Here is an 18,253-nt window from a genome sequence, read left to right as displayed (position 1 = left end):
CATGAACGGGCGCAACGTGGCAGGCGTGGTGTCCGGGGATGACGAAACGACGGTCGGCGAGTCCGGCGAGGAGGCCTTTCTGGCCGACGACGCCGCGCCGAACGACGACGACATCGATGAGGCCGGCGAATCAAGCGAGGCCGGCGAACAGGGTGAAGAGACTGCGGCCAGCGCGCCGGAGTACGATCTGCTCAATGACGTCACCCAGCATTACCTGAACGAGATCGGTGCCAAACCGTTGTTCACCGCGCAGGAGGAGTATTCCTGGGCGTGCCGCGCGCGCGCGGGCGAGTTCGAGGCGCGGCAACGGATGATCGAGCACAACCTGCGCCTCGTGGTGAACATCGCCAAGCATTACCTCAATCGCGGCATTCCACTGCTCGATCTGGTCGAAGAGGGCAACCTCGGCTTGATCCACGCGATCGAGAAGTTCGACCCCGAGCGCGGTTTCCGCTTCTCGACCTACGCGACCTGGTGGATCCGGCAGAGCATCGAACGCGCGATCATGAACCAGTCGCGCACCATCCGTTTGCCGGTGCATGTGGTCAAGGAAATCAACCTCATCCTGCGCGCCTTCCGCCATCTCGAATCCTCGAACGGACGGGAAATCCGGCTCGAACAGATCGCCGATCTGATCGAGCGTCCGGTCGACGACGTGCGGCGGGCGATCGCGCTCAACGAGCATATCGCCTCGCTCGATGCGCCGCTGGAGATCGATCCCAACCACACCATCGCCGATGCGATCCCCGATGACAATGCCGTCGATCCCGAGAACCTGCTGCACGCCCATGAAGTCGGCGGGCTGGTTTTCCAATGGGTCAGGCAGTTGCCCGAGAAACAGCGGCGCGTGCTCGAACGCCGTTACGGCCTGGGTGGCGCGGAAGTGAGCACGCTCGAGGAAGTTGCCGAGGAACTCAACCTGACGCGCGAACGCGTGCGCCAGATCCAGATCGAGGCCCTCGACCAGCTGCGCCGGATGATCAAGCGCGGCGGCGTGACGCGCGAGAGCTTGCTTTGAGTGGCGGCGGGGCAGGGGCGGATGCCCCTTGCTCCGCTGTGCGATAACGACTCAGAAGTCGCCGCTGCTACTGCCGTGGTAGTACTGGTAGTTCGGGTCGGAAGTGAAGGACGAGGCGCGTCCGGGCATCGAGCCGGAGCAACCCGCCATCAGCCCGACGACGATCAGGGTAAGCATGACCAAAGTCTTGCGCATGATGAGCCCTTTCCAGAAGGTGTTGCGAACGATCGCCGGCGAAAGCCGGCTACAGCAGGAGACGATCGCTCTCTACCCCTCTTTCTTGGCCTGCGGCGAATGGTCGCATGACCTTTTTGAAAGAGCTTTACTCCTGATTCTTTGATCGGCTTGCTCCACTTTAGTTGCGGCTCAAGGCTGATCGCACTGAACCATAGGACAGGCGGTGCGGGTTTTTCAAGGCGGACTTAAAGGCGCACCGCGCTATTTTTTTACCGTCCTTACTGTGCCTGTCCTGCGCGCAGCGCTTCGGCAAGCTGGAAGACCGACATCGCGTAAAAGGTCGAGCGGTTGTAGCGCGTGATGACATAGAAATTGTCGTAGCCGACCCAGTACTCGGTCGGCTGCACCGGGTCGACGAGGTCGATCAGCGCCGTCGGGCGTTCGGCGTCGCCGGCCGCCTCGGGGCCGGTGACGACGCCTTCAGCCTGCAGTTCGCGCAAAGGCCGCGACGGCTTGATCCCGGCGGCGAGCAGGCGCGCGGCGTCGCCCTCGATGTGGGCCGGGGCGGTGATCGGTGCGCCGGTCTGCCAGCCGTGGTGGGCGAGGAAGCTGGCAACGCTGCCGATGGCGTCGCTTTCGCTGGCGCGCAGGTCGATGCGTCCGTCGCCGTCGAAATCGACCGCATAACGCCGCTGGCTGCTGGGCATGAACTGCGGGATGCCCATCGCTCCGGCGTAGGAGCCGCGGACTTCGAAGGCATCCATGCCGTTCTCGCGTGCGAGCAGAAGGAAGTGTTCGAGCTCGCTGCGGAAGAAGGGGGCGCGCGGCGGGTATTTGAAGGCCAGTGAGGCCAGGGCTTCGAGCACGCGGAAGCGCCCGGTATTGCGCCCGTACTCGGTTTCGACGCCGATGATGGCGACGATGATTTCGCGCGGTACGCCGTAGATGGCTTCGGCACGTACCAGCTCGGCGCCGTGTTCCTCCCAAAACGCGAGGCCGCGCTCGATGCGGCGGGCGTTGAGGAAGCGCTCGCGGTAGCGCGTCCAGGAGCGTTGCTGTTCGGGCACTGCGGCCGGCACGATGGCGCGCAGAACGGTGGCATTGGGCCGGGCGACGCTGAAGGTGCGTGTCAGCTCGTCGGCGTCGAAACCGTGCCGCTCGGCCATCTCGGCGATGAATTCCCGTGTTTCGGCCAGCTCGATGAAGGGCGGTGGCGGCGGCGCTTTCTTGTCTTTGGCGGCGTGCGCGGCAGGGGCGAGCAGCAGGCTGGCGGCCAGGGCGAGCAGCAGGCGGGAAAAACATTGGTTCAAGATCATCTCCGGTTGAGGGCGCGCCAGCGGGTCAGCACGCGGGTACAGTCTTCGAGTTCATGCAAGGCCTTCGTCGCAGCCGTTTCGGGGGTCGTATCGTAACGCAGGCGCACGTAGGCCGCCGCGGCACGCGCGGCCAGCGCGGCGAGTTCCGGCCGGGTGGTGGCGACGCGTGCGGCCAAGGCCTGCGGTCCCTCCCAAGGGAGGCGCTCGATGCCGTGCCGGGCGAGCGCGGCGCAGAAACGCTGCCAGGCTTGTTCGGCGGGCGCGCGGCGTGGACGCGCGTAGAGCATCGTCGCGGCCAGGAGCAGCAGTACCGTGCCGCAGACGACGGCCAGCGCGACCGCCAGCGTGCGCCAGTCGGGGTCGCCGAAGCCGAGCCGGGCGAGGGCTTCGCGTTGCCGCTCGGGATTGTACCCGAGCACCCACTGGTGCCAGGCATGGTTCATCGCTTCCCAGCGGAAACGCAGGTTGCGCAGCCAGTCGATGTCGATGCGCGCCAGCGCCGGCAGCGTCTCGCCGGCGGGCAGCGCGGCCTCGATGCCCTGTTCGACGCGCGCCGGGGCGACTGCGGCGGTCGGGTCGACGCGCTGCCAACCCATGCCCGGCAGCCAGATTTCCGCCCAGGCGTGGGCGTCCGATTGGCGGACGGTGAGGACGCCGTCGACCGGGTTGATTTCGCCGCCTTGATAGCCGGTGACGACGCGTGCCGGGACGCCGGCGGCCCGCATCAGCACTACGTAGGCGCCGGCGTAGTGCTCGCAGAAGCCGCGTCGGGTCGAGAAGAGGAAGTCGTCGACCGCGTCGGCGCCGGTGCGCGGCGGATTGAGCGTGTAATAGAAGGCTTCGCGGTTGAAGAAGCGCAAGGCGGTGGCGGAAATCGCCCGCGCATCGCCGCTGTTTTGCGCGCGCCACGCTTCGCCGAGCGCGCGGCTCCTGGGGTTGCGTTGTGCCGGCAGGGCGAGAGCCCTGGCCAGGAGAGGGGCGGCTTCGTCACGGTTGGCGTGCGTCGCGCTCGCCGAAGCGAAGGTAAAGCGCGCACGGCTGCGCACCGGCTCGCGGCTCAGCGTTTCGAGACGCGAGGAAAACAGGCTGTCGGCGGGGCGGGCAAAGGGCAGGTCGAGCGCCAGCAGCCAGCGCTGGTTGTGCGCTTCGAGCGTCGTGGTGTAGCGGTAGGTCGGGCCGTCGGGTTCGAGGCGCGGCGTGGGTGCGGCGTTGCGGAGCGCTGCCGGGGCGCGGGTCCAGGTCAATCCGTCGTAGTCTTCGAGCACCGGCCCGCGCCAGTAGCGCTCGAGCGGGGGCGGTGGCGGGCCGTCGAAGCGGGTGCGAAAGGCGATGGCGCCGGAACGGATCAAGGTGTCGAGCGAGCCCGGTGCCATGCTGTCGGAGAGGCCGGTCATTCCGGCGTAGGCATCGCGCGGTAAGCCCCACAGCGGCCCCTGGACGCGCGGAAAAAGGACAAAGAGGGCGAGCATCAGCGGCAACGCCTGCAGAAGCATGACCGCCGCCTGCCGGGCGGCCGGACGCCACGCGCCCTCACCATGCAAGCGAATCAAGGTGGTTGTGAGCAGGGTCAGCGCAGCAAGCAACCAGAGGCCGGTGGCGATGCTCTGGGAATAAAAGTAATGGGTGAGCAGAAGGAAGTAGCCGAGCATGACGACAACCAGCGCATCGCGCCGGCTGCGCGCCTCGAGCGGTTTTCCGGCCATCAGCAGGACGAGCAGCGCGACGCCGGCGTCGCGGCCAAAGAGCGTGCGGTAGTGCAGGGCGATGCCGATGACACCGGCGAGCATCACCGTGAGCAGCAGCCAGCGCGCTGGCAGTGCGCCTTGGCGCCACCACAGGAGCGCGCGCCAGAGCAGCGCGGCGCCCGCCAGCAGGACCAGCCAGAGCGGCTGGTGCGGCGCGTGCGGGCCGGCGGTGGCGAGTGCTGCGGCGAGCAGCCAGGGCACGCAGGCGGCGTCGAGCGGCGGAGAGGACGGGGGCGCGCAGTGCATCATCGAGCCTGGGCCTCCACTCCCGCGGCGTGGCTGTCGTCACGGCCGTAATCGGCTAGGGCTTCGAGGCAGGCGGCGCGCTGCGTCGGACCGTGCCCGCCGGCGATGTGTCGTCCGGGCAGGTGCAGGGCGTAGGTGAGCTGTTGGCGGTCGGCGGTCAGCACCCAGCCGGCGAGGACGGACAGGCGCCGCTCGCGGTCGTCGGCCGGAACCGCTCCGGCAGTGGCAGCCCAGTCCAGCGTCAGTTCGCCGGCTGTGCCGCCGGCGAATTGCTTGACCTGCAGCGGTCGTTGCGCTCCGTCGCGCGCGGCGACCTTCCAGGCGATGTGACGCGTCGCGTCGTTCGGGCGGTGCGGGCGCAGGCCGGCGAAATCTTCCTCGCCTGCGTCGCCTTGCTGCCATCCCAGGCGCTGTGAGACCGCGGGGCGCGGCAGAGGGTGGAATTCGGGGCGTGGGTAAACAAGCAATTCGATGACGGGACGCGGCGTGCTCCAGGCTGTGAAGAGGCCGAGCGGGTAGCGCGTGGCGACGACCAGGCGGGCGATGCGCTGACGCCCGCGCTGCGGTGCCGGACAGGGGATGAGGGTGCGGATGCTGGCACGCGTGTCCACGTCGACGACAGTACAAGGCGTTTGCCCGGCGACGGAAAGCTCGAGTGCTCGGCGCGGGGTGTCTTCGGGGTTGTCGATCAAGCAGGGCAGGTGTGCGGTTTCGCCGGCGAAGACGGGCTCCGGGCGGCCGGGGATGAGGCGCAGGCGCAGCAGGTTACGCCAGGTATGCACCATGCCCACCAGGCCGAGCGCGGCGAGCAGGAAAACGAGCGCGTGGCCGAGGCCTAGGTCATAGTTGATCGCGCCGAGCAGCATCACCACCAGTGCGACGGCGAAGAGCAGTCCGCCGCCGGAGGGCAGGATGTAAATGCGGCGGGCGTCAAGGACGATGGGGCGGGCTGTGTCGGGCGGTCGAGCCTGCCAGCGCTCGATCAGCGCACCCAGTCGCAGACGCCAGGCCAAGGGCGGCTGGGGCGGGCGCGGCGTGGCTCGCGGGACAGACGACGAGTCGGACGGCATCGTGCCGTTCAGGACAAGGGCGTGGCGCGGATCAGCGCGATCACGTCTTCGCTGCGCGCGTGTCCGTCGCCCTGCGCGAGGCGCAGGCGGTGGGCGGCGACGCTGGGCAAGACGGCCTGGACATCCTCGGGCAGCACCATCGTCCGCCCGGCGATGCAGGCCCAGGCGCGCGCTGCGGCGAGCAGGCCGAGCCCGGCGCGCGGGCTCAGGCCGTGCTCGAAGCGCGGGTCATTGCGGGTGGCTTCGAGCAGCGCCTGCAGGTAGTCGAGCAGGGCGGGGGCAGCATGTACTGCGGAGGCCTGAGCTTGCAGCCGGGTGATGGCGTCCGGGGCAAGGCAGGCGGTGAGCGCAGGCAACTGCTGGCGGCGTCCGCCGCCTTCGAGCAGCGCGCGCTCGGCGGTACGGTCGGGGTAGCCGAGTTCGATGCGCATCAGGAAGCGGTCGAGCTGCGATTCGGGGAGCGCGAAGGTGCCGATCTGCGACGAGGGGTTTTGCGTGGCGATGACGAAGAAAGGATGCGGCAACGGCCGGGTTTCGCCTTCGACCGTGACCTGGCGTTCTTCCATCGCCTCGAGCAGGGCGCTTTGCGTTTTGGGCGTGGCGCGGTTGATCTCGTCGGCGAGCAGGACGTTGGCGAAAACCGGGCCGGGCAGGAAACGGAAGGCACTTTTCTCTCGCTCGAAGATCGACAGGCCGATGACGTCGGCCGGGAGCATGTCGCTGGTGAACTGGACGCGCGAGAAGTCCAGTCCGAGCAGGCGCGCCAGGGTTTGCGCCAGCGTCGTCTTGCCGACACCGGGCAGGTCTTCGATCAGGAGGTGGCCGCGCGCGAGGAGGCAGGCGAGGGCAAGACGGATCTGGGTATCCTTGCCGAGGACGATGCGCCGGGCGGCGGCGATTACGGCGGCGAGTTGGGCCGACGGAGCGGTCGGCGGCGTGTCGGGCGCGGTGGAGGCAGTGGGGGCAGTGTCGGGCATGGTTGTCGGAAATGGACGCTTCGGTCGATAATCGACCACGAGCAGGAGATTGAGTTTCGGCAGAGAATCGGGCGCTCCCGCCCGATTCTAGCGCATCCATCGAATCGGCATCGGCGCCGCCTAAGCGGCCATTTGCTCGGCGTTTGAGAGGAGAACCGCGTGACCAGTACCGCTTTCATCTCGCATCGCGATTGCGCCCTGCATGACATGGGGGAAATGCACCCGGAAACGCCGGCTCGCCTGGCGGCGATCAGCGACCATCTGATCGCGCAGGGGCTCGACCACTACTTTGCCTTTCACGATGCGCCGCTGGCGAGCTTTGAGCAACTGCTGCGCGTCCACAGTGCGGCGCACCTCGAGCACCTCAAACGGCTCTCGCCGCAGCACGGCATCGCCCACATCGATCCAGACACGGCGATGAATCCGCACACTTGGCAGGCCGCGCTGCGCTCGGCCGGTGCGGGGGTGCTGGCTGTCGATCTGGTGATGAGCGGCGCGGCCGAGAATGCCTTTTGCTGCGTGCGCCCGCCCGGCCACCATGCCGGCCACGATTACGCCATGGGCTTCTGCTTCTTCAATAATGTCGCGGTTGCGGTGGCCCACGCGCTCAAGGCGCATGGCCTCTCGCGCGTGGCCATCATTGATTTTGACGTGCACCACGGCAACGGCACCGAGGACTGTTTCGCCCATGACGGACGGGTCTTGATGGTCGGGATGTTCCAGCACCCCTTCTTTCCCTACTGCGGAACCGAGGTCGATGCCTTCAACATGGTCAACGTGCCGATGCCGGGCGGCACCGACAGTGCAGCCTTCCGGCAGATGGTCGATGATGCCTGGCTGCCGCGCCTGCATGAGTTTGCGCCGCAGATGGTGTTCGTCTCGGCCGGTTTTGATGCTCACTACGAGGACGACCTGGGCGGCATGCGCCTGTTCGAGAAGGACTATGCCTGGGTCACCGAGCAGATCATGAAGGTCGCCGCCGAGTCCGCCGAGCGGCGGGTGGTTTCCGTTCTCGAAGGCGGCTACGTGCTTTCGTCGCTGGCGCGCAGCGTCACGGCGCACCTCAAGGTGCTGGCCGGGATCTGAAGCGAAGGACCGGCGGTCAGCGGAATCGATTCTGCCGCGTTTTTCATGGTCGTGCCGTCCGCCTTCGGTTAGAATCTTTTCCTGAATTTTTTTACTGGTGCATTGCCATGACCCCCATTACTGGTTCGATTGTCGCCATTGTTTCCCCCATGCATGAGGATGGACGCCTGGATCTTCCGGCGTTGCGCAAACTCGTCGATTTTCACGTCCAAGAAGGCACGGATGCCATCGTCGTCGTCGGGACGACCGGCGAGTCGCCGACCGTGGATGTCGAGGAACACCATCTGTTGATCGAGACGGTTGTCGCCCAGGCCGCCGGACGCATTCCGGTGATCGCCGGTACCGGCGCCAATTCGACCGCCGAAGCCGTCGAAATGACCCGTTTTGCCAAGGCGGCTGGCGCCGACGCCGCGCTGTCGGTCGTGCCCTACTACAACAAGCCGACCCAGGAAGGTCTCTACCGCCACTTCAAGACGATTGCCGAAGCGGTCGATATTCCGGTCATCCTCTACAACGTTCCAGGGCGCACGGTGGCCGATCTTTCGAATGAGACGGCGCTGCGTCTGGCGCAGATTCCGAACATCGTCGGCATCAAGGATGCGACCGGCAACTTCGACCGCGGCTGCGAACTGATCGCCCGCGCGCCGGAAGGCTTCTCGGTCTACAGCGGCGACGATCCCACCGCTTGCGCACTGATCCTGATGGGCGCTCAAGGTAACATCTCGGTGGTGGCCAACGTTGCGCCGCGCCTGATGCACGAAATGTGCGTCGCGGCCCTTGCAGGCGACCTCGCCAAGGCACGCGAACTGCATTTCCGCCTGCAAGGCCTGCATCGCCAGCTGTTCTGCGAAGCCAACCCGATTCCGGTCAAGTGGGCTTGCCAGCAGCTCGGTCTGATCCCCGAAGGTGGGATCCGCCTGCCGCTGACGCCGCTTTCCGCGGATTGCCACGAGCGGGTGCGTGCGGCGTTGCGTCAGGCCGGGGTGCTTGCCTAGTCCGGAGTGTCGGGATAGTCTTGCCGCTCCGCCGGACTGCGGTCCTTTATTGTTCTTGCATGGTTGTTCGGGATACCCAGATGAATCGTTTTGTCCTGCGCGCATCGTTGTGTTCGATGGCGCTCGTTCTGGCCGGATGCTCGGGCGGTTTCAGCCTGAGCGACATCGGCATTGAATCGAAGAAGATCGACTACAAGACGGCCGGAAAGGCCAAGGCACCATCGCTCGAAGTGCCGCCCGATCTGACTTCGCCGACGCGCGACGACCGTTATGCGGTGCCCGACACCGTCGGCAAGGGCACGGCCACCTTCTCGGCCTACAACCAGGAACGTTCGCCGCAAGCGCTGGCGCAGGCCCAGCAACAGAGCAACGTCCTGCCGCAGGTCGACAAGACGCGCATCGAGCGCGCCGGCAGTCAACGCTGGCTGGTCGTGGCCGGACGGCCGAACGAGATCTGGGATCAGGTCAAGGAGTTCTGGCAGGAGACGGGCTTCATTGTCAAACTGGAGATTCCCGAGGCCGGGGTGATGGAAACCGACTGGGCTGAAAACCGGGCGCAGATCCAACAGGATTTCATCCGCAACATGCTTGGCAAGGCGATCGACTCCCTCTATTCAACGGCCGAGCGCGACAAGTTCCGGACCCGCCTTGAGCCGGGCACGGAGCCGGGGACGACCGACATCTTCATCAGCCATCGTGGGATGTATGAAGTCTTCATTACCGAGCGCAAGGATCAGACGCGCTGGCAGCCGCGTGAGCCGGACCCCGAACTCGAAGCCGAGATGTTGCGGCGCCTGATGGTGCGTTTCGGTGCCGATCAGAAGAAGGCCGAGGCGCAGCTCGCGGCGGCCAAGACCAAACCGGCAGATCGCGCCAAACTGACGCGCGGCGGCGGCGGTGTCGGAACGCTGGAGGTTCAGGAATCCTTTGATCGCGCCTGGCGGCGTGTGGGTCTGGCGCTCGACCGCGTCGGTTTCACCGTCGAGGACCGCGACCGTTCGAAGGGGCTTTATTTCGTTCGCTACGTCGATCCTGAGACCGATGGCGCCAACAAGGATCCTGGCCTGCTGTCCAAGCTTGCGTTCTGGAAGGATGCGCCGCCAGATCCTAAGACACGCTACCGCATCTTCGTCAAGGACAGTGGTGGCACGTCGTCGATCCAGGTGCTTTCGACCGAAGGCGGCATCGATCAGTCCGAAACTGCCAAGCGGATTCTCAATCTGCTCTTCGAACAGCTGAAGTAATTCCGCAGTGATCCGTTTTGCTTCGCTGGGCAGCGGCAGCCAGGGGAATGGCCTGGTTGTCGCCGCCGGCGAAGGTGCGGTCCTCGTCGACTGCGGCTTCTCACTGCGCGGCACGGAGGCACGCCTGGCGCGTCTGGGCATGAGCCCCGCCGACCTGTGCGCGATCCTCGTCACTCACGAACACAGCGACCACCTTGCCGGCGTTTTTACCCTGGCGCGGCGTTACGGTTTGCCGGTTCATCTGACGCATGGGACCTGGAGCGCGGCTGAATCGCGCTTGGCCGGACGCGCCGATGCGGCGCGCAGGCTCTGTCGTCCGATGCGCGCCGATGCAGACTTCACCGTGGGCGCTCTGACGGTGCGCCCTTTTGCCGTTCCGCATGATGCCCGCGAGCCGGTGCAGTTCGTTTTCTCTGCCGCCGGGCGGCGTCTGGGCATGCTCACCGATTGCGGCCGGATCACGCCGCACGTCGTCGACGTCCTGAGCCCGTGCGACGCCCTGGTGCTTGAATTCAATCATGACCGCGAACGGCTGGCGGTTTCCTCGTATCCGCCGTCGCTCAGGGCGCGCATTGCCGGTGGCTACGGGCACCTGGAAAACGCCCAGGCCCTGAGTCTGCTGCAAACCCTCGATGTCGGGCGTCTGCAGCATCTCGTTGCGGCGCACTTGAGCGAAGAAAACAATTGCCCGCGTGCGGTCGAGGCGCTGTTGGCGCCGCTCTTTGCGGGCGACAGGCGGCGCTTCGACATTGCCGACCAGGCGGATGGCCACGGCTGGCGAACGCTTACGTGAGCGGGTGTTTGCGTGCGGATTTACGCGCGGCGCATTGAAAAGCGAATTGAAAGACCTGAGTCGCTGCGAATACGGTGGGTGTGACGAAAACCGGGATTTAGATTTGTCGGCTGAGGTTTGCTTTTGGCACGCCAGGCGCCAAGCGGGATGGGCTCTGGCGCCGGCCTGCAGGCCGCATCCAGACGCCCTTTCCCGGGCCGCGATTTTGGCGGGCAAAGGCCGTCAACGAAAAAGCCGGCCCAGGGGCCGGCTTTTCGCTGGGCGCTTGCGCCTTACTTCTTGGCTTCGCCAGCAGGTGCAGCTTCGGCCGGCTTGGCTTCGGCAGCAGCCGGGGTGGCCGGTGCGGCTTCAGCCGGCTTGGCTTCGGTCGTCGCTGCGGCGGGCGCGGCTTCGGCGGGCTTGGTTTCAGCGGCCGGTGCCGGAGCTGCTGCCGGTGCGGCGGGCGCGGCGGCGGGGGCCGGAGCGGGCGCCGGGGCTTCTTCCTTCTTGCTGCAAGCGGCGACGGTCAGGGTGGCGAGCAATGCGGCAACGAGGAGCGACTTCTTCATTTTCTGCTTTCCTTTACGGTGTAATCGACGGTGATCCGATCCTCGGCCGGCGCGTTCAGGCACGGCGGATGAACCGGATCGACGAAAATTTTACCGTTGGCGATACGTCTCGTTTTTGCGAGTTTTGTAACGGTCTGTGCCGTTGTGCGTATCGTGTGTGCGGGTTGTGTTTTTGTCGTTTGCGCTGCGGTGCGACGAGGCACTGTTCTTGCTGTCCTGCCAGCGCGGGGTGCGCTGTTCGTCGTTGTGGCGATGTGCAGGGCGCGCTCCGCCGTAGGCGTTGCCGCTTTCGGCGCCGTGAGCGCCATGGCGAGGTTTGTTCTGGTACGGGCGGTCGCTCTTGGCGCTGCCGTTGCGCTGGCCGCCTTCGTTACGCCACGGGCGTCCTTGCTGCGGGCGCGACGAGGGGCGGCGGGGTGACGGCGGCTGGCGCTTGGGTTCGTGCCCTTCGACGGTCTCGACCGGGATGTTCTGCTGGGTGAAGCGTTCGATGCGGCGCACGTGGAAGTGGGCGTCGTGCCCGACCAAGGAGATGGCGATGCCGTTCCGGCCGGCGCGGCCGGTGCGCCCGATGCGGTGCACGTAATCCTCGGCGCACTTGGGCAGGTCGTAGTTGAAGACGTGGGTGATCGTCGGTACGTCGATGCCGCGGGCGGCGACGTCGGTGGCGACGAGGATGCGCACGTGGCCGCGGCGCAGCGCGCCGAGCGTGCGGTTGCGCGCGCCCTGCGGCATGTCGCCGTGCAGCGCGGCGGCGTTGAGGCCTGCGATGTTGAGGCGGTCGGCAAGAACGTCAGCTTCGCGCTTGGTGGCGGTGAACACGACGGCCTGGTCGATGGCGGCGTCGCGCAGCAGGTGGTCGAGCAGGCGGTTCTTGTGCGCCAGGTCATCGACGTAGTGCAGGCGCTGTTCGATGTTCTCGTTTCGGGTCTGGGCGCTGGCGACCTCGATGGTCAGCGCGTCGCGCGTCATCCGGCGCGACATCTGGCCGACGTTGCCGTCGAGCGTCGCGGAGAAGAGCATGGTCTGGCGCGACTCCGGGGTGGCGGCGACGATGGTCTCGATGTCGTCGATGAAGCCCATGTCCAGCATGCGATCGGCCTCGTCGAGGACCAGCATCTGCACTTCGGAGAAATCGATCTTGCCCGACTGCAGGTGGTCGATCAGGCGGCCGGGCGTGGCGACCAGAATCTCCGGGTTGAGCGCCAGGCGCTCGAGCTGCTTCGGGTAGGGCATGCCGCCGAGAATGGCGGCGGCCTTGAGGTGGCGGATGTCACTGGCGTATTTTTCGGTGGCGGCAGTTACCTGCAGTGCCAGTTCACGCGTCGGCGCAAGGACCAGGAGGCGCGGCTTGGCGGGGGCGAAGCGCGGGCGCTCGAAACCGCGGGCACGGGCCGACTGGCGCTCTTGATTGGGCGTGCGGCGCTTGAGCGGAACGAAGGGGCGGCGTTGCTGCTCGGCCAGGCTGTGCAGGGCGGGCAGCATGAAGGCGGCGGTTTTGCCCGAGCCGGTCTGCGAGGAGACGATCAGGTCGCGGCCTTCGAGGGCGGCGGGGATGGCCTGGGCCTGGACCGGGGTCGGCGCGGTGTAGCCGGCTGCCGAAAGTGCGTTGAGGAGGGTCGGGTGAAGGCCGATGTCAGCAAAGGTCATGCGTGTCTTTCAGTCGATGAAGCGAACTCCGCCAGGCGGCGGAAGTGCGGAAATGCTGCGCCGAACCACGGTGAGTGTTCGGACTTCCGCCTGAAGGGCAGGGAATCGGTACTTCTCGGCACGGAAAAAGCTCGGTGCCGGAGCGGCGCACACGGGACGGCGCCTGAGGGCAGTGAGGCTTTGATGATGCGGCGAGGTTCGCGCAGCGCGGGAGAGGCGTGCTCGGCGTATTGAGGGTGCCGAACAGGCAAGAGCGCAATTCTAAAGGGTTTTTTTCTTGCTGTCCAGTGCCGGGGCGAGATTGGCGATGGCGGGATGGAAAACTTCGGTGACCAGAACCCGTTGTGCATCGTAGGTGAAGCACGAGCGACGCGCCCAAAGCGGAGGCGCAGTGGGGGGCGTAGCGTCCAGCCCGAGGGCGGCCATGGCCCGGGCGTATAGAGGGTGACGGGCGTCGAGGCGGCGGCAGTGCAACGGACCGCGGGCGAAGCCGGGATGGGCGAATAGCAGGGCGCCGAGCGAGCGTTCGCCGAGGCGGCCCAGCCAACGGCAGAAGGGGCCGCGCGGCGCACGCGGCAAGACCGTGTGCGCGAAGACGAGGACGCGACCGTCGCAAGACAGCGTCACTTCACGGATGCGCGCCCGTTGTCCGGCCGGTTGCCCGAGCACTGCGGTTTCGTCGCGGTTGGGGCGGCCCTGGCCTTGGCGCAGGAGGCGCAGGGCGAAGGCGCCGTGTTGCTGCAGGCGGGCGGTAAGCGAGCCGGGGTCGGTGAGCCAGTCGCGCAGCCCGGCGTTGTCCGGTCGGCGCAAGGGGTGAGGGCGCCAGTGCGCGGCGCTGCGTTCGGTCATCGTGCCAATGTGCTCTGGACCTAGCGCGGCGACGGAGCTTTTTCGGTGCCGCCGATCTTCTGTCCGGGACGGAGGCCGCGGCTGGCGAACCAGCCCTGGTTCATCTCCAGGGCGAAGCGCGCCGGTGCCGCAGCGCAATGGTTCGCTTCCGAATGGGGCTGCATGTCGGCGATGTTGATGATGCGTCCTGCCTCGTCGAGAAAGGCGACCGAGAGCGGGATGAGCGTGTTGCGCATCCACATGCAGTGTCGCTCGGCCTGGAGGAAGACGAAGAGCATGCCTTGGTTGGTTCCCAGGCTCTTGCGATGCATCAGTCCCTGCATGCGGTTGGGCATGTCAGCCGCGACTTCCGCTTCGATGCGGTGCATGCCGGCGTTCAATTCCATGCGCGGCATCTGGGCCTGGGCCGAAGACGCGAAGAGGGCGGCAAGGCTGGCGAGAACTGCGCTCAGGGCGGTGCTGGTCGGGCGGGCCCGGTGGGCGGGAATCGGGGAAGAAGTCATGTGGCGTCGGCGCGGATTGATAATGGGCCTGGAAAAGTTATTTCCCGGTTATTTTCCGGCGCTGCGCGCCGGTTTCTTGCTCGCATTTTGCTTGCCACTCGCGTTGGTCTTGTTTGAGGCCTTGTCGGACGCTTTGCTTTTGGTTTTGGCGACGGGTGGCTTCTGGGCTTTGGCAGGTTTGGGGCGGGCAGTGTCCGCACCGTAAGTGACGGGCGCGTCGGCGTGTTCGGCGGCTTTCGGGATGGCTTGGGCCGGCGCGGCAAGGGCGGTGGCGAAGCAAAGCGCGGCAAGGCGGGCGAAGGACGGTGCGGAAAAACGGGCGGTCATGGGCGAGCGGTGGCTGGCGAGGTCTCAGGGCCGGCGCCGTCAGGCGTCCGGGCGTTGCCTATTGTATGCCAGCCGAGCCATCCCGAGTAGGGCGCGGGGGGATGACGGAGGCGTTACGGGCGAAGATGAAACGTGCGGCGGTCGTTTTGGATCGATACTTTCGATGGATAATGCCGTCTTTTCGCTGCGCGGCCCTCCGGCAACGCGGTTTTGTCATTCCTGCGGCCGATGGCCGAGAAAGAGCGTTGCGTCGTGCGTCTGAAGATGTCCCAGAATTCGCTGTTCGCCATCCTGTTGCGTTCGCACTGGTGGATCAGCTTGGTCGTGGCCTTGTTCATCGTCCTCCTGGCTCGGCTCGTGGTTCCCGAGGCGTACGCCAGTTACGCGCTGTCCTTTGCCGTCCCCTTCGTGGTGATCGCCGCGATCGCCGCCTGGAAGCAACGCCATGTTCCGGGCGAAGCGCAGGTACGGGCCCTCGTTGAACGCGTGTCGCCGATGGGCTGGGCCGAATTTTCCGCTTTGCTAGAAGACGCGTATCGTCGCCAGGGCGGGACGGTGACGCGCGTGGAGGGCGGTGCAGACCTGCTGGTCGAGCGCTCGCGCCGGCTGAGCGTCGTTGCGGCGCGACGCTGGAAAGCGGCCAGCCACGGCTTGCCGGCGCTGCGTGAGCTGGTGGCGGAGCGTGAACGGCGCGGTGCGCACGAAGCGCTTTATGTGGCGCTCAATCCTTTGAGCGACAAGGGGCTGCTCTACGCCCGCGAACATGGCGTGGTGGTAGTCGATGCGGCGGCCTTGGCGAGCCTCTTTCAGCGCGGTTGGTTGAGCTAAACGCGCACTTGGGCCCGGGGCGGAACGTCCCGGGCGACGTGGACAGGGTAGATTTCTGGGCAATACACGCTTTATCGCTGGGTGGCGCTCATCCTGGTGGCCAGAGGCGTCCTGCGCGGTTTCGTTTCTCCGCACAAGTGCTTGAGCTACCGCCTCTTCGCCTCGCCGACTTCCGGCCAGTGCGATCCTGGTGTTTGCCTTTCTCGATCTGACAACCGGTTTTTGCGCTGCGTGCTGGGCTTACGCGGCGCGGTATCGCCTGCGTGTCAGCCACGACTGAGGCAAACGGCGTTCAGCCTTCGTTGGGTTCTACGGCGCGGTTGTCGTCCGCGACGAAGAGTTTGACCTGGGCGCTGTCGAGCGCGGCGCAAATGCCCTCGGGCGGCGTCCGGTCGGTGAACAGTGCATCGATTTCCGAGATGTGGCACAGGCGTACCATCGGCGTTTGCCCGAACTTGGTGTGGTCGGTGGCGAGAAAGACCTGGCGCGCGTTCTCGATGATCGACTGGGCGACCCGGACTTCGCGGTAATCGAAGTCGAGCAGGGTGCCGTCATTGTCGATGCCTGAGATGCCGATGATGCCGTAATCGACCTTGAACTGGCGAAAGAAGTCGACCGTCGATTCGCCGATCACGCCGCGGTCCGGGCGGACCACACCGCCCGAGACGATGACCTCGAAACTCGGGTTGGCGCAGAGCAGGGTGGCGACGTTGAGGTTGTTGGTGATGACCCGCAGGTTCTTGTGTCCGGCCAGCGCCTTGGCCACTTCCTCGGTCGTGGTGCCGATGTTGATGAACAGCGAGGCGTTATCCGGAATCTGCTCAGCGACGAGGCGGGCGATGCGCGCCTTTTCCTCGTGCAGCAGGGTCTGCCGCTCGGTGTAGCCGACGTTCTCGACACTTGACGAAAGCCCGGCGCCGCCGTGGTAACGGCGCAGCAGGCCGCGCTCGGCGAGTTCGTTGATGTCGCGGCGAATCGTCTGAGACGTGACGTTGAAGGTGCGCGCCAGTTCCTCCGTGGTCAGGAAGCCCTTGAGGCGCGCCAGTTCGATGATTTCCCTGTGGCGCGGATTGGTCAGGGTGGCTTGGGCGAGACGCTTCTTCATGCGATTCTCCAACGGTCCAGGCGCAGCGATTCTAACCGAGGCGTGCGCCAGGAACTAGCGTTTTGTCATGACGCGGCCGGTGGCGCGTAACCGAGCTCGGCCAGCATGCGGGCGACGCCGTGATCGGCGAGGGCCGGCGCGACGCGGTCGGCGATCGCCTTGAGTTCGGGGTGTCCGTTGCCCATGGCGATGCCCAGGCCGACGCCTTGCAGCATTTCGCGGTCGTTGAGACCGTCGCCAAAGGCGACCGCCTCGGCGGCGGCGAATCCGGTTTGGGCGAGCACCCACTGGCAGCCCGTCCACTTGTTGGTGGCCTTGGGCATCACGTCGACGGCGGTGCGGTGCCAGCGGACGAAGTCGAATTGCGGGAAGCGTTCGGCCATGCGCGGCATCAGTTCGGCGTCGAGGGCTTCGTCGAAGAACAGCCAGCCCTGGCAGACGTCTTCCCGCAGGTAGAAGGCGTCTTCGCTCTGGGTCGGCATGCGCACACCCTGTAGCGGTACCATCGAAGCCGGGGTTTCGGCGCTGATGTAGCACGATTCGCCGCGGTTGACGCCGAAGGGGTGGCCAAGTTCGCGCATCCATTCGAAGAGTTCGACGAGCGCCGGGCGTGCCAGCGGCGTGCTGGCGACGACCACCCCGTCCTTAAGGATGCAGGCGCCGTTGAGAGTGATCGTGTAGTTGGCCGGGATGTCCTCGATGTGCGGCCGGGCGTGGCCGTAGCTGCGCCCGGTGGCAATGACGATGGTGTGGCCGGCGGCCTTGAGTTCGGCGATCGCGTCGAGCGCCGATTGCGGCACTTCGTGGTCACGGTGGTCGAGCAGGGTGTTGTCGACGTCGAAGAAAAAAATGCGTTTCATGGCGCGTGCCCTAGATCATTTTCTGGCCGTGCTCGCGCGAAGCATGGAAGCCGACCTTGGTCCATTTTTCCTGCGTCACGTCGAGGTTGTAGCGCGTGCTGGCGAGATAGACGGTGTTGCCGTCGACATCCTTGGCCATGCGGTGCTGCTGCTCGCGCTCGAAGTTGCGGCGCGTGACCTCGTCCGGGAAGGTTAGCCAGCGCGCGGTGTAGATGTCGGCTGGCTCGAAGATCGCGTCGACCTTGTATTCGGTTTGCAGGCGTTGGGCGACGACCTCGAACTGCAGCACGCCGACCGCGCCGAGCAGCAGCGCGCCGGTGGCGAGGTTTTCGAAGACCTGGATTGCGCCTTCTTCGCCCAGTTCCTGCAAGCCCTTCTGCAGTTGCTTGCTCTTGAGCGGGTCGCGCAGGCGGGCGGCGCGGAAAAGTTCGGGCGAGAAGTAGGGAATGCCCTTGAAGTTGAGCGCCTCGCCTTCGCTCAGTGTGTCGCCGATGTGCAGCTGGCCGTGGTTGTGGATGCCGATGATGTCGCCGGCCACCGCGTCTTCCATCAGCACGCGCTCGTTGGCCATGAAGGTCAGCGCGTTGGCGAGCTTCATCTCGCGGTCCATGCGCACATGCTTCACTTTCATCCCGGACGAATAGCGGCCGGAACAGATGCGGAAGAAGGCGATGCGGTCGCGGTGCTTCGGGTCCATGTTCGCCTGAATCTTGAACACGAAGCCGGAGAACGGGGCTTCCGCCGGCTGCACCATGCGGCTGCCGCCGTCGCGCTCTTGTGGCGCCGGCGCCCAGTCGAGCAGGGCCTGGAGGATTTCCTGCACCCCGAAGTTGTTGATCCCGGAACCGAAGAACACCGGCGTCTGCTGGCCGGCGAGGAAGTCGACGAGGTCGAAGGGGCTGCTGGCGCTGCGGAT

19 protein-coding genes are annotated in these 18,253 nt (G+C 66.1%); 6 read left to right on the top strand and 13 right to left on the bottom strand.

Annotated elements, in window-relative coordinates; translation table 11 throughout:
* Position 1: 1 nt before the first annotated feature.
* Entirely contained in the window at positions 2-1,018 is a 1,017-nt protein-coding gene (gene rpoS / locus QMB55_RS03225; RefSeq protein WP_497587222.1) for an RNA polymerase sigma factor RpoS, read from the top strand.
* A gap of 51 nt (positions 1,019-1,069) precedes the next feature.
* Here the strand turns inward: rpoS and QMB55_RS03220 are convergent, their stop codons facing one another.
* The 5 genes from QMB55_RS03220 to QMB55_RS03200 form a co-directional block, all read right to left on the bottom strand.
* The gene (locus QMB55_RS03220) at positions 1,070-1,213 is read right to left on the bottom strand and encodes a hypothetical protein (RefSeq protein ID WP_497587221.1); all 144 of its coding nucleotides are present in this window, start codon (positions 1,211-1,213) and stop codon (positions 1,070-1,072) included.
* Between the two features lie 260 nt (positions 1,214-1,473).
* Positions 1,474-2,511 (bottom strand): lytic murein transglycosylase B, encoded by a 1,038-nt coding sequence (mltB, locus tag QMB55_RS03215; protein ID WP_497587220.1) that lies wholly within the window; start codon positions 2,509-2,511, stop codon positions 1,474-1,476.
* Entirely contained in the window at positions 2,508-4,505 is a 1,998-nt protein-coding gene (locus QMB55_RS03210) for a transglutaminase TgpA family protein (RefSeq protein ID WP_497587219.1), read from the bottom strand. Before QMB55_RS03210 ends, mltB begins: the two co-directional genes overlap by 4 nt.
* Entirely contained in the window at positions 4,502-5,515 is a 1,014-nt protein-coding gene (locus tag QMB55_RS03205; protein ID WP_497587218.1) for a DUF58 domain-containing protein, read from the bottom strand. Before QMB55_RS03205 ends, QMB55_RS03210 begins: the two co-directional genes overlap by 4 nt.
* 65 nt (positions 5,516-5,580) lie before the next feature.
* Positions 5,581-6,549: an AAA family ATPase gene (locus tag QMB55_RS03200; protein ID WP_497587217.1), complete on the bottom strand. Its 969-nt coding sequence runs from the start codon at positions 6,547-6,549 to the stop codon at positions 5,581-5,583.
* A 159-nt stretch (positions 6,550-6,708) separates the two neighbouring features.
* Between QMB55_RS03200 and QMB55_RS03195 the strand changes: the two genes are divergently transcribed.
* The 4 genes from QMB55_RS03195 to QMB55_RS03180 all read left to right on the top strand — a co-directional run bounded on the left by QMB55_RS03195 (position 6,709) and on the right by QMB55_RS03180 (position 10,667).
* A complete protein-coding gene (locus QMB55_RS03195) occupies positions 6,709-7,635 on the top strand; it encodes a histone deacetylase family protein (RefSeq protein ID WP_497587216.1) in 927 nt (308 codons plus the stop codon).
* A gap of 107 nt (positions 7,636-7,742) precedes the next feature.
* Positions 7,743-8,630: a 4-hydroxy-tetrahydrodipicolinate synthase gene (dapA, locus tag QMB55_RS03190; protein ID WP_497587215.1), complete on the top strand. Its 888-nt coding sequence runs from the start codon at positions 7,743-7,745 to the stop codon at positions 8,628-8,630.
* An 80-nt stretch (positions 8,631-8,710) separates the two neighbouring features.
* Positions 8,711-9,874, top strand: coding sequence for an NlpB/DapX family lipoprotein (gene bamC / locus QMB55_RS03185; protein ID WP_497587214.1), 1,164 nt, complete (start codon positions 8,711-8,713; stop codon positions 9,872-9,874).
* Between the two features lie 7 nt (positions 9,875-9,881).
* A complete protein-coding gene (locus tag QMB55_RS03180) occupies positions 9,882-10,667 on the top strand; it encodes an MBL fold metallo-hydrolase (RefSeq protein ID WP_497587213.1) in 786 nt (261 codons plus the stop codon).
* A gap of 272 nt (positions 10,668-10,939) precedes the next feature.
* Here QMB55_RS03180 and QMB55_RS03175 read toward each other — a convergent pair whose 3' ends face one another.
* The 5 genes from QMB55_RS03175 to QMB55_RS03155 all read right to left on the bottom strand — a co-directional run bounded on the left by QMB55_RS03175 (position 10,940) and on the right by QMB55_RS03155 (position 14,544).
* On the bottom strand, positions 10,940-11,215 hold the full coding sequence (locus tag QMB55_RS03175; RefSeq protein ID WP_497587212.1) for a hypothetical protein: 276 nt from the start codon (positions 11,213-11,215) through the stop codon (positions 10,940-10,942).
* 90 nt (positions 11,216-11,305) lie between these two features.
* Positions 11,306-12,865, bottom strand: a complete 1,560-nt coding sequence (locus QMB55_RS03170) for a DEAD/DEAH box helicase (RefSeq protein WP_497587211.1) — start codon at positions 12,863-12,865, stop codon at positions 11,306-11,308.
* 261 nt (positions 12,866-13,126) lie between these two features.
* Positions 13,127-13,714, bottom strand: coding sequence for a chorismate--pyruvate lyase family protein (locus tag QMB55_RS03165; RefSeq protein ID WP_497587210.1), 588 nt, complete (start codon positions 13,712-13,714; stop codon positions 13,127-13,129).
* Positions 13,715-13,734: 20 nt separating this feature from the next.
* On the bottom strand, positions 13,735-14,217 hold the full coding sequence (locus QMB55_RS03160; RefSeq protein ID WP_497587209.1) for a DUF192 domain-containing protein: 483 nt from the start codon (positions 14,215-14,217) through the stop codon (positions 13,735-13,737).
* A gap of 48 nt (positions 14,218-14,265) precedes the next feature.
* Positions 14,266-14,544 (bottom strand): hypothetical protein, encoded by a 279-nt coding sequence (locus tag QMB55_RS03155; RefSeq protein WP_497587208.1) that lies wholly within the window; start codon positions 14,542-14,544, stop codon positions 14,266-14,268.
* Between the two features lie 264 nt (positions 14,545-14,808).
* Between QMB55_RS03155 and QMB55_RS03150 the strand changes: the two genes are divergently transcribed.
* Entirely contained in the window at positions 14,809-15,372 is a 564-nt protein-coding gene (locus QMB55_RS03150) for a restriction endonuclease (protein WP_497587207.1), read from the top strand.
* Positions 15,373-15,664: 292 nt separating this feature from the next.
* On the opposite strand, the gene QMB55_RS03145 is transcribed toward QMB55_RS03150, so the two are convergent.
* From QMB55_RS03145 to QMB55_RS03135, 3 genes are all read right to left on the bottom strand, one after another.
* Complete coding sequence (locus tag QMB55_RS03145; protein WP_497587206.1) at positions 15,665-16,477, bottom strand: DeoR/GlpR family DNA-binding transcription regulator; 813 nt, start codon at positions 16,475-16,477, stop codon at positions 15,665-15,667.
* 65 nt (positions 16,478-16,542) lie between these two features.
* Positions 16,543-17,337: a Cof-type HAD-IIB family hydrolase gene (locus tag QMB55_RS03140; RefSeq protein ID WP_497587205.1), complete on the bottom strand. Its 795-nt coding sequence runs from the start codon at positions 17,335-17,337 to the stop codon at positions 16,543-16,545.
* A gap of 10 nt (positions 17,338-17,347) precedes the next feature.
* On the bottom strand, positions 17,348-18,253 hold a 906-nt coding region (locus QMB55_RS03135; protein ID WP_497587204.1), incomplete at its 5' end, for an EF-Tu/IF-2/RF-3 family GTPase.

Origin of the sequence: Propionivibrio sp. (assembly GCF_041441355.1) — a bacterium.
GTDB lineage: Bacteria > Pseudomonadota > Gammaproteobacteria > Burkholderiales > Rhodocyclaceae > Propionivibrio.
The sequence above is the reverse complement of the archived record's forward strand: the minus strand, read 5'-3'. Positions and strand labels throughout refer to the sequence as shown.